At 34.5% G+C, this 9,786-nt stretch carries 11 protein-coding genes and 1 pseudogene; 4 read left to right on the forward strand and 8 right to left on the reverse strand.

Translation table 11 applies throughout. The annotated features are described in order from the left end of the window. Positions 1 to 133: 133 nt before the first annotated feature. Positions 134 to 625, forward strand: coding sequence for a hypothetical protein (locus KI369_RS19175; RefSeq protein ID WP_212956998.1), 492 nt, complete (start codon positions 134 to 136; stop codon positions 623 to 625). A 49-nt stretch (positions 626 to 674) separates the two neighbouring features. On the opposite strand, the gene KI369_RS19180 is transcribed toward KI369_RS19175, so the two are convergent. Next, positions 675 to 1,331 carry a DUF4085 family protein gene (locus tag KI369_RS19180; protein ID WP_212956999.1) on the reverse strand — a complete coding sequence of 219 codons (657 nt, stop codon included), beginning with the start codon at positions 1,329 to 1,331 and terminating at the stop codon, positions 675 to 677. 222 nt (positions 1,332 to 1,553) lie between these two features. Here KI369_RS19180 and KI369_RS19185 point away from each other — a divergent pair, with 222 nt between their 5' ends. Further along, positions 1,554 to 2,150: a hypothetical protein gene (locus KI369_RS19185; RefSeq protein WP_212957000.1), complete on the forward strand. Its 597-nt coding sequence runs from the start codon at positions 1,554 to 1,556 to the stop codon at positions 2,148 to 2,150. A gap of 82 nt (positions 2,151 to 2,232) precedes the next feature. On the opposite strand, the gene lpdA is transcribed toward KI369_RS19185, so the two are convergent. From lpdA to KI369_RS19210, 5 genes are all read right to left on the reverse strand, one after another. Continuing rightward, positions 2,233 to 3,612: a dihydrolipoyl dehydrogenase gene (gene lpdA, locus KI369_RS19190; protein ID WP_212957001.1), complete on the reverse strand. Its 1,380-nt coding sequence runs from the start codon at positions 3,610 to 3,612 to the stop codon at positions 2,233 to 2,235. 15 nt (positions 3,613 to 3,627) lie between these two features. Continuing rightward, on the reverse strand, positions 3,628 to 4,827 hold the full coding sequence (locus tag KI369_RS19195) for a dihydrolipoamide acetyltransferase family protein (RefSeq protein WP_212957002.1): 1,200 nt from the start codon (positions 4,825 to 4,827) through the stop codon (positions 3,628 to 3,630). Positions 4,828 to 4,854: 27 nt separating this feature from the next. Further along, positions 4,855 to 5,889: an alpha-ketoacid dehydrogenase subunit beta gene (gene acoB, locus KI369_RS19200; RefSeq protein ID WP_212957003.1), complete on the reverse strand. Its 1,035-nt coding sequence runs from the start codon at positions 5,887 to 5,889 to the stop codon at positions 4,855 to 4,857. Positions 5,890 to 5,906: 17 nt separating this feature from the next. Further along, complete coding sequence (gene acoA / locus KI369_RS19205; protein WP_212957004.1) at positions 5,907 to 6,905, reverse strand: thiamine pyrophosphate-dependent dehydrogenase E1 component subunit alpha; 999 nt, start codon at positions 6,903 to 6,905, stop codon at positions 5,907 to 5,909. A gap of 169 nt (positions 6,906 to 7,074) precedes the next feature. Continuing rightward, a complete protein-coding gene (locus tag KI369_RS19210) occupies positions 7,075 to 7,554 on the reverse strand; it encodes a DinB family protein (protein ID WP_212957005.1) in 480 nt (159 codons plus the stop codon). A 165-nt stretch (positions 7,555 to 7,719) separates the two neighbouring features. Here KI369_RS19210 and KI369_RS19215 point away from each other — a divergent pair, with 165 nt between their 5' ends. Further along, on the forward strand, positions 7,720 to 8,565 hold the full coding sequence (locus KI369_RS19215) for an oxidoreductase (RefSeq protein ID WP_212957006.1): 846 nt from the start codon (positions 7,720 to 7,722) through the stop codon (positions 8,563 to 8,565). 38 nt (positions 8,566 to 8,603) lie between these two features. After that, on the forward strand, positions 8,604 to 9,122 hold the full coding sequence (locus tag KI369_RS19220) for a GrpB family protein (protein WP_212957007.1): 519 nt from the start codon (positions 8,604 to 8,606) through the stop codon (positions 9,120 to 9,122). 46 nt (positions 9,123 to 9,168) lie between these two features. Here the strand turns inward: KI369_RS19220 and KI369_RS19225 are convergent, their stop codons facing one another. Continuing rightward, positions 9,169 to 9,549 carry a DUF4181 domain-containing protein gene (locus KI369_RS19225; RefSeq protein ID WP_212957008.1) on the reverse strand — a complete coding sequence of 127 codons (381 nt, stop codon included), beginning with the start codon at positions 9,547 to 9,549 and terminating at the stop codon, positions 9,169 to 9,171. Positions 9,550 to 9,678: 129 nt separating this feature from the next. Further along, a pseudogene (locus KI369_RS29520) lies at positions 9,679 to 9,786 on the reverse strand (DUF4181 domain-containing protein); the annotation flags it as partial.

The following is a 9,786-nucleotide window of genomic DNA, read 5'->3' on the forward strand; positions in this document are numbered from 1 at the left end:
CCTCTTTCTACTCTATTAACTTGACAACGAAATAAATGCATATTTACATATTCCAAAAACACACTTCCATTTATCTTCCCATTCATGTAAAATTATTCCTATGTTTCATTTTTTAACACAGAAAGGAATTATTATGAAATCTATAATTAAAGTAACTTGTACAGCATTATTATTTACAGGACTAATAGCAGGATGTAATGGGAATACTGCATCAAAACAAGAAAAGAGCGCTCTTGAAAAGAATGCAATGCACTATGGGGAAATATTTAAAAATGAATACTATAGAGCAACTGTTGAAAATGCTAAATTCGAAAAAATAGACAAAGAGTGGCGTCTCACAGCTCGCGTTACTATAAATAACGCTCGTGTTGACGGACAAACGATAGATCTTTCAGAAATAAAATATTTCATAAAAGATGAAAAAACGGGTGAAAAATACGAAGGTGAAGTTATACAAAATGAAAATGCTAAAAAGGTTCCATCTGAGTTTTCTTTAACTACCGACATTGTATTTAATATGAAAACTTCTCCAAAAGATTTAAATAATATGTATTTATACATAGATAGCAAAGCTGCGCCGTTAACAGATACATATTGGAAACTTGATAATTTAGTATCTAAATAAAAAACAGTCCTATAAGACTGTTTTTTTGTTTGTAAAGTTATAAAGTTTACTAGTTACCTATCTCAAGCAATACATCTTTTGCACAAATCGTCACTTCTTCAAATGGGCAATCAAATAAAACACCCAGTTCGAACCCTTCATTCGTAAGGTCTATTTCATGACTTAACCACCAAGCACCTTCAAAATTTTCCGGAATTGAACATTTCGTTACGCCTGTAAAAGTTACTTGCAGTTTATCAAATTCACTGAAAGTACCACTGCAATCTAAAGTTATAATTAGCGTATCTTTTGATCTTCTCTCTACTGATTTGACTACACTGTCATGTAGTGAGTATTCATGTAGTTGAACGACATTATGCGCAAGTTTTTCTTTTATCCTATTATAATTATCTATACAAGTTTGTTCTAAATCATTCATTCTTTTCTCATAATCTACTGTCCACTCAAGCATAAGTTTCTTTAATTGATTCGATGGGTATTCTGAATTAATTGTATTGTCATGAATGTATGGATGTAATGACTTAGGTAAAAACTTTAATAGATCTTCTTTCTTTTCTTCCACGTCTTCTCTTAAACTTTGCTTATAATCCATTCCTATCTTTTCGCTCTCTCGCAACATGTCTTCCCATTCTTCTACTGTTTCTGGGAAAATTAAAAATCCAGATACTTGCATTTCTTTATACCAATCTTTATTGAAATATTTCAATAGCTTCCCTCCTAAAACATTTTAACATCCAACAAAAGCGATATATCTATTTATTATATCATTCCAATAACTATTTTTTCTAAAGAAAAAATGCAAAACTGCAAATATTCCGCCTTTTATTTCTAAAACTTCAGAATATTTACAATAATAAATAATTAGAATACATTTTACTAGTACAAAGAATTTACCTGTACAAAAATCTAAATAAAAAGGGATGGTTATATGTTGAAGAAATTAGTAGCAGGTACATTAGTAGCGGGATTTGCATTAACTGGAGGACTAGGAGTAGCAAGTGCTGAAGAAAAAGGTAACACAATTAAGTCTTTTGATTATTTAAAAGTGGATGAACAGAATGTTAATTCACTTACAAAATTAAGTGATCAGGATAAGAAAAACATCCAAATTACTATGGTATTACCAGAGCAAAATGAAAATGGAGATTGGCTAGCATATGGTTTTACTAGTAGAGAAACATTAGATGCTTATATTGAAAAGGATAAAAAAGTACTTAAAAATAAAATTAATCCTTTAGGTAGCGGCGCTGGTAGTACTGATTTTTATGAACATATAAATAAAGGCGGGCAATATATTTACTGGAGTAGCGGCTTTAAAAACTTACCTTCTAGCTGGAATGATAGAATTTCTTCTATAAGTACAGCATCACCTTCAGCAAGTTATTCAACGACACTTTGGGAGCATACTTCTACACAAGGATATGGAAAAGGTGTTGTATTTAAACACGCTGATTGGTATGGTAAAACTGCTAATTTAGCTCCTGAATGGAACGATAAAACTTCAGCTATTGACGTAAAAAAATAATAGGATATTCAATTTCTTCCGTAAAAATTCAAACCACTATTCTCTCATTCATTTAGAGAATAGTGGTTTATTATAATTCCATTTAAGCGTGTACAGTATGTCCTACCGCTTGCAATAACGCTTCATGAATCGCTTCAGATAAAGTAGGATGCGCTGCAATATAATCTCTCATAATATCAGCAGTAACTTCTGTATGAATCATTACAGTTCCTTGTCCAATCAGTTCAGTTGCATGTGGACCGATAATAGAAATCCCTACAATTTCTTGATATTTAGGTTCCACAATAACTTTTACTTTACCCGTTTGTTCTCCAATAATAAGTGCTTTTCCGTTCGCTGTAAAAGGAAATTCTCCAATTTGTATGTCACCGTACTGTTCTATTGCATCTTTTTCTGTTAAACCGACGCTAGCAATTTCTGGAGCTGTATACATACAGCGAGGTACAGCATGATAGTTTACTTTTACATCTTCTCCGCTCGCATGTAATGCTGCTGTCGTTCCTTCATGGAAAGCAACGTGAGCAAGCTGGATTCCACCAATCACATCACCTGCTGCGTAAATATGTGATCTGTTTGTTTGCATATATTCATTCACATAGATTCCTTTATTTGAAAATTGGATGCCTGCTTTTTCTAAATCTAATCCTTGGACACGTGGTTTTCGACCTACAGAAACGAGAACATATTCCGGGTTAGCTTCTTGGATACTTCCTTCATATTCAAATGAAGCTTGCTTCTTATAATTATTTAATCCTTTTAAAGCAGCTCCTGTAAATATTTCTACGCCATCACTTTCTAGTTTCTCTTTTAATATTTGTGCGATATCTTTATCTTCACCAGGTAATAATTGCGGTGCCATTTCAACAATCGTAACTTTTGTTCCAATGCGACTATAAATACTCGCAAACTCGCATCCTATTACACCACCGCCAACAATTAATATTGATTTCGGCATATTTTCTAGGGACATTGCATGGCTACTATTTAAGATCCACTTCCCATCAAACGGAGCAAAAGGTAATTCAGTCGGTTCTGAACCTGCCGCTATAATGAACTGATCTCCATCTACTACATCTTCTTTATTACCGTTTGTAACTCGCACACGGTGATCCGTTTCAAATTTCACTTTACCTTGCATAACTTTTATTTTATTTTTCTTCATTAAATATTGAATTCCTTGGACGAGCTGCGTTACGATCTGTGATTTCCTCGCCTGCATTTGCTTCCAATCAATTGATATACTTCCATTGTTGAGTGTAATTCCATAATGATTCGCTTTTCTCACAACATCATGTACTTCTGCACTTTCTAACAATGATTTTGTAGGCATACAACCTACATTTAAACAAGTCCCGCCAAGATTTGCTTCATCAATTAGAATAACATCTTTCCCATTTTGAGCCGCGGTAATTGCTGCTACATACCCAGCAGGCCCGCCTCCAATAACGACTAATTTACTCATTCTCTCACCTTCTCTTTATAAAAGAATTGTTACAGGCTCTTCTAAATAACGTTTAATTGTGCGTAAAAATGCAGCTGCTGGTGCACCATCTAATACACGATGATCGAATGTTAAACTTAAAGGTAACATACTTCCTTTTCTTAATTTTTTCCCTTTATATACAGGAACATGTTCAATCGCACCTACACCTAAAATACCAGCTTCAGGTGTATTTAATACTGGTGTAAAATATTCAATACCGAAGCTACCTAAATTACTAATTGTAAAGGTTGTTCCTTGCATATCATCACTATTTAAATTGCCTGCTCGTGCCTTTTGTGCTACGTTCTTAATCTCTTTAGATAACTCTACTAATGAGAGATTATTTGCGAAGCGAATAGCCGGAACGACTAACCCTTTTTCTAACGCGACCGCCATGCCTAAATGAACATGTTCAAATTGATGAATTACGTCATCTATATATGCGCTGTTCATTTCTTTATGCTCCCCAAGCGCTAATACTACAGCACGAGAAACGATATCCGTAATGGTTAGTTTGTTATCGTACCTTTTTTGTACAACTTCCGCTATTTCTTTATGTAAAGCCACTAAAGCTGTAACATCTACTTTCATCGTTAATGTTAATTGCGCACTATTTTGTAAGCTTGCATGCATACGGTTTGCGATTGCTTTCCGCATACCAGTAACAGGAATGACTTTACTTTCTTCTTGTTCAAGTACTTCTGGAATTACTACTTTTTCTTCAATTGCCTTTAATACGTCTACCTTTGTAATTCTTCCGCCAGGTCCTGTACCAACTAATGCCTTGATATCCAGATTTTCAGACTTTGCAATTTTCTTCGCTACAGGTGAAATTTTGATTCTTTGCTTCGTCACCTCTATCGCATATGGTTCTGGATGTTGGAGCTTTTTCGGCTCTAGATTCGTTGTTTTTTCTTCTACAACTTGTGTACTTTCATTTACTACTACTTTTTCGTTCGATTTACCGATATAGCAAATTACAGTACCCGGCGGCACTCCCTCATCTTCACTTACAGCTATATCAAGAACAGTTCCATCAGCTGGTGCTTCTATTTCCGTTTCGATTTTTTCCGAGTTAATACTAGCAATTAGTTCACCTTTTGCTACATGATCGCCTGTTTTAATATTCCAGCTCGTAATAATACCTTCTTTCATCGCCATACCTAACTTTGGCATTACAACTTCTACAGCCATGCTTCTCTCCCCTTTCTCATCGTTTCCTTACACATGTAATAACGATTGGTCTCCAATCATTTCTGATACAGTTTCAATTACTTTCTCCGGCGTTGGTAAATATAACTTTTCAAGTGGTGGAGAGAACGGAACTGGTGTATGTGGTGCTGTAATTCGTTTAATAGGTGCATCTAACAAATCGAATCCTTTATCCGCTACAATTGCCGCAATATCTGTTGCGATACTACATCTTGGATTTGCTTCATCAATAACAATAAGACGATTTGTTTTTTCAACAGATGCTAAAATCGTATCTTCATCAAGTGGTGATAAAGAACGCGGATCAATCACTTCTACTTCAAGTCCTTTTTTTGCTAATTGTTCTGCAGCCACAAGTGCTGTATGAACTTGTTTTCCAATTGCGACGATTGTTACGTCAGAACCTTCCCGTTTAATATCCGCTTTTCCTAATGGAATTGTGTAATAACCTTCTGGCACTTCACCTTTCATATTGTAGAGTGTTTTATCTTCAAAGAAGATTACTGGATCATCATCTTCAATTGCTGCTAATAGTAAGCCTTTTGCATCATACGGAGTAGAAGGAACGACAACTTTAATTCCTGGAATACTCGTAAACAACGCATATAAACTTTGTGAATGCTGTGCCGCTGCGCTAAAACCAGCACCGTGCATCGTACGTACTGTAACTGGTACTTTCGCTTTACCACCGAACATATAGCGGAATTTTGCACCTTGGTTTAATACTTGATCAAGACAACTTCCGATAAAATCATTAAACATTAATTCAGCAATCGGACGTAAACCAGTTGCAGCAGCTGCCATTGCCGCGCCCATGTAACCCGCTTCTGAAATTGGTGTATCTAAAATACGATTTCGACCAAATTCTTGTACAAGTCCTTTTGTAACACCGAGTACACCGCCCCATGCTTCATCATCTTGCAAATGATCAACTTGTGCACCACCTGCAACATCTTCTCCTATTAAAATTACGTTTTCATCACGACGCATTGAAATTTTCATCGCTTCATTAATTGCAGTTGACATACTTACTGTTCTAGTCATTATTTTTCACCCTCCTCTTATTTGTAAGAAACGTATACATCTTTTAATAATTCTTCATCATCTGGATATGGACTGTTTTCACTAAATTCAATTGATTTTTGTACCGCTTCATCAACTGCCTTTTCCATATCCACAAGTTCAGATTCAGATAATAAAGCTTCATGAATTAAATGCTTACGAAAATTCACAATCGCATCTTTTTCATTTAAATGTTCTTCTTTTTCTTCTGAGGTTTTATACGTTTGTGCTTCACCTTCGAAATGGCCGTAATTACGATATGTCATACATTCAATTATTGTTGGACCACCGCCATTACGTGCACGTTCCACTGCTTCTTCCGCCGCTTTATATACTGCAAGTAAATCCTTTCCATCCACTTGAACACCTGGAATATTATAAGCTTTCGCTCGATCTGCAATGGAATCACAACTTGAAGCATATTCAAATGTCGTTGCTTCACCGTAACCGTTATTTTCTGCGATAAAAATAACTGGTAACTTCCAAATTGCCGCTAAGTTAACCCCTTCATGGAATGTGCCTTCATTATTTGCTCCGTCACCAAAGAAACAAACACTTACATCTTTCGTACCTTTATATTTAGCCGTTAATGCCGAACCGCAAGCAAGTGGAAAACCTCCGCCTACAATGCCATTTGCACCAAGCATTCCTTTATCTAAATCCGCAATATGCATGGAGCCGCCTTTCCCTTTACATAACCCTGTCACTTTCCCGAAAAGTTCAGCCATCATACCGTTTAGATCACAACCTTTTGCGATACAATGTCCATGTCCTCTATGCGTACTTGTAATACTGTCATGATCCGTTAAGTGTGCACATACACCAACTGCTACGGCTTCTTCACCCGCGTATAAATGAACGAAACCTGGCAGAACGCCTTGCGCGAATAATTCATGCACCTTATCTTCAAACTTACGAATCTCTAACATTTTTTCATACATCCAACGAGCTTGTTCTTTCGTAATTTCATTCCCTTTACTTTCAGTTGTTTTTAACATGTCCAGCCCTCCTATTTTCTTGTTCATCTTTTATATTGCAAATACTGTGCCAAATTCTAATCCTTGATTTCATAGGTTTTCTCTATTCTTTCAAAATAAAAAAGTGGACAAAATGAGACACCTGTCTCGTTTTGTCCACTTTTGTTCACCTAATTTGAGAATTATTATCTTATTCATTATCAAAACTCTTCTGTAATTTTCGGATGTAAATAATTTGACCGATATGATATGCATTATGAGTAGTTACATTGGCTAGCACTTCCCACCACTTTGCAGAAACAGGAAATCCCAATACATCACTTTCAACCTTTTCTTCATTTATGAGATTTTGCCATTGTAATAGTTTCTCTAGTAGTTTTTCCCTTAACTCATCGAAAGTTTGATTATTTGAAAGCATAAAACTTTTGTTATTATCACCAATAGCGGGCACGGCATTCACATTCGATTCTTTGTATCTAGTTTGCCACGTTGAGTTCCAATACAGTAAATGTTGTACAATTTCAGCTATACTATTACTCTCTTCATTCGGTTTCCAGAAAGCTTCTCTCTCAGATAAATCTTTCACTGCATCCGAAAATGGAATATACCAACTAGGATCATTTGCATTCGCCAACAATTGATCTGCTAATACATCTTTCACATGGGCCATTTTTCTTCCCTCATTTCATTATCATATTAATATACACTACTCTATATACGCTGATTTCCTATAATCCCCTTTTTTACATACAAATTGGTTTCATAATGAATATAAGAAAAATAGATTTTCTTTTTATAACTCGTTATGATAAAAGAAAAAGAAAGTGAGCGACCAATGAATAAAAAAATCGCGGTTATTACAGGAGCTTCAAGTGGGTTCGGTCTTTTAACAACTATTGAACTTGCAAAAAAAGACTATTTAGTCATTGCTACAATGAGAAACCTTGAAAAACAAGTGAACTTACTATCTCAAGCTACTCAACTCAACATACAGCAAAACATTAAAATTCAACAATTAGATGTAACCGATCAAAACTCTATAAATAACTTTCAATTATTTTTAAAAGAAATAAACAGAGTAAACCTTCTTATTAATAATGCAGGATATGCAACTGGAGGATTTGTTGAAGAAATTCCAGTAGAGGAATACCGTAAACAATTTGAAACGAACCTTTTTGGCGCTATTTCAATCACTCAGCTTGTTTTACCCTATATGAGGGTACAAAAAAGTGGGAAAATCATTAATATAAGCAGCATCAGTGGCCAAGTTGGATTCCCTGGTTTATCCCCTTACGTTTCTTCAAAATATGCATTAGAAGGCTGGAGTGAATCCCTTCGTTTAGAAGTAAAACCGTTCGGAATAGATGTTGCTTTAATTGAACCTGGTTCTTATAACACGAATATATGGGAAGTTGGTAAACAACTAGCTACAAACCAATCTGATACATCTTCTCCTTACAAAGAATATATGGGTAAAATACAAAAACATATTAATAGCGGCAGTGATAGATTTGGTAATCCGATAGATGTTGCTAATAAAATTGTAGAAATTGCTGAAACTAAGCGCACAACATTACGATACCCTATTGGAAAAGGTGTAAAATTTATGATTTTAGCAAAGAAAATTCTTCCTTGGAGATTGTGGGAATATCTTGTTTTAAGAAGCTTTAAGAAAATGTAATAGACTTAAAAAAACATTTTGAAAGAGGTGCTAATTAAATGTTAGGTTTACCATATGGAAAAGTATTTTTAGCTCCGTGGACTGAAGAATGGCAAATTGAATTTATGAAAGAGAAACAATTCATTGAGGAACATATTGGAAAACATATTTTAGCGATACACCATATTGGTAGTACCTCTATTCCACATTTAAGTGCAAAACCAATTATTGATATTGCAATCGAATTAGAAGATTATACAGACGGTTTAACATGTATTAAAAAGTTAGAACTACTAAATTATAAATACAGAAAAGATGTACTGCCTGAGCGATACTATTTTAATAAAGGAGAACCACGAACTCATCAAATTCATATGTATGAACAGGGAAATACATATTTAATAGAGCAATTACAATTCAGAGATTACTTAATAAACAACAAAATTTCTCGTATACAATATGAACAGTTAAAGATTCAACTTTCACAAGCTAACCCTAATGATAAACATCAATATGCTGAGGATAAAAAAAATTTCATTACATCTATATTAGCCAAAATAAATGATAAATTTAAATAAGAAACCATTTAGTAGTAAATGGTTTCTTATTTCTTTAGCCTTACTTTTACGCTGAAATCGGATTGAAGTAAAGTAGCAATGAAATCATAACTACAAATGCAAGTAAACCGATTGTAGAAAGGATGTATTCTTTCGATTCTCTATCAAATTTCCACTCCATCCATGCGCGTAACGTCCATAACGTTGCAAAAAAAATAAAAAAAGCATACCCTATGTTTGCATTTTCATCTCTATTAACATAAATCATACTACTTACAAAATAAATAATAAACAATCCAATTTCCAATTTTACATGCAAGCTATTTACATGCTTATATCCAAAGAAACCCCTCTTCTCCATATTCAACTTTCTTCTTATAAATTGTTCTAAAAAATATCCGCCTATAGCAATTCCTATAATTATTATCCAAACAGTAGAATTCCACATGTTCAATCCCCTCCTATTACTACGTTGCATTATTTAAAGTAAAGTGGATTACATGACAGTCATCCTTTGGTGAATAACTTACCTTCCCTTCAAGTCACCTCATTATTTATACCACTAACAATCATTTTTTTATGCGGCAGATGGAAAGAAGTAAAAAAGCATTGAAGTCATAACAGCAAATGTAAATACTCCGATCATCGAGAATATGTATTCTTTCGATTCTCTATCAAATTTCCA

Origin of the sequence: Bacillus sanguinis, assembly GCF_018332475.1 — a bacterium.
In the GTDB taxonomy this organism is placed as follows: Bacteria; Bacillota; Bacilli; order Bacillales; family Bacillaceae_G; genus Bacillus_A; species Bacillus_A sanguinis.

Coding starts and splice junctions, on each gene's coding strand:
- KI369_RS19175 (WP_212956998.1), top strand. CDS start 134: ATGAAATCTATAATTAAAGTAACTTGTACAGCATTATTATTTACAGGA.
- KI369_RS19185 (WP_212957000.1), top strand. CDS start 1,554: ATGTTGAAGAAATTAGTAGCAGGTACATTAGTAGCGGGATTTGCATTA.
- lpdA (WP_212957001.1), bottom strand. CDS start 3,612: ATGAGTAAATTAGTCGTTATTGGAGGCGGGCCTGCTGGGTATGTAGCA.
- KI369_RS19195 (WP_212957002.1), bottom strand. CDS start 4,827: ATGGCTGTAGAAGTTGTAATGCCAAAGTTAGGTATGGCGATGAAAGAA.
- acoB (WP_212957003.1), bottom strand. CDS start 5,889: ATGACTAGAACAGTAAGTATGTCAACTGCAATTAATGAAGCGATGAAA.
- acoA (WP_212957004.1), bottom strand. CDS start 6,905: ATGTTAAAAACAACTGAAAGTAAAGGGAATGAAATTACGAAAGAACAA.
- KI369_RS19210 (WP_212957005.1), bottom strand. CDS start 7,554: ATGGCCCATGTGAAAGATGTATTAGCAGATCAATTGTTGGCGAATGCA.
- KI369_RS19215 (WP_212957006.1), top strand. CDS start 7,720: ATGAATAAAAAAATCGCGGTTATTACAGGAGCTTCAAGTGGGTTCGGT.
- KI369_RS19220 (WP_212957007.1), top strand. CDS start 8,604: ATGTTAGGTTTACCATATGGAAAAGTATTTTTAGCTCCGTGGACTGAA.
- KI369_RS19225 (WP_212957008.1), bottom strand. CDS start 9,549: ATGTGGAATTCTACTGTTTGGATAATAATTATAGGAATTGCTATAGGC.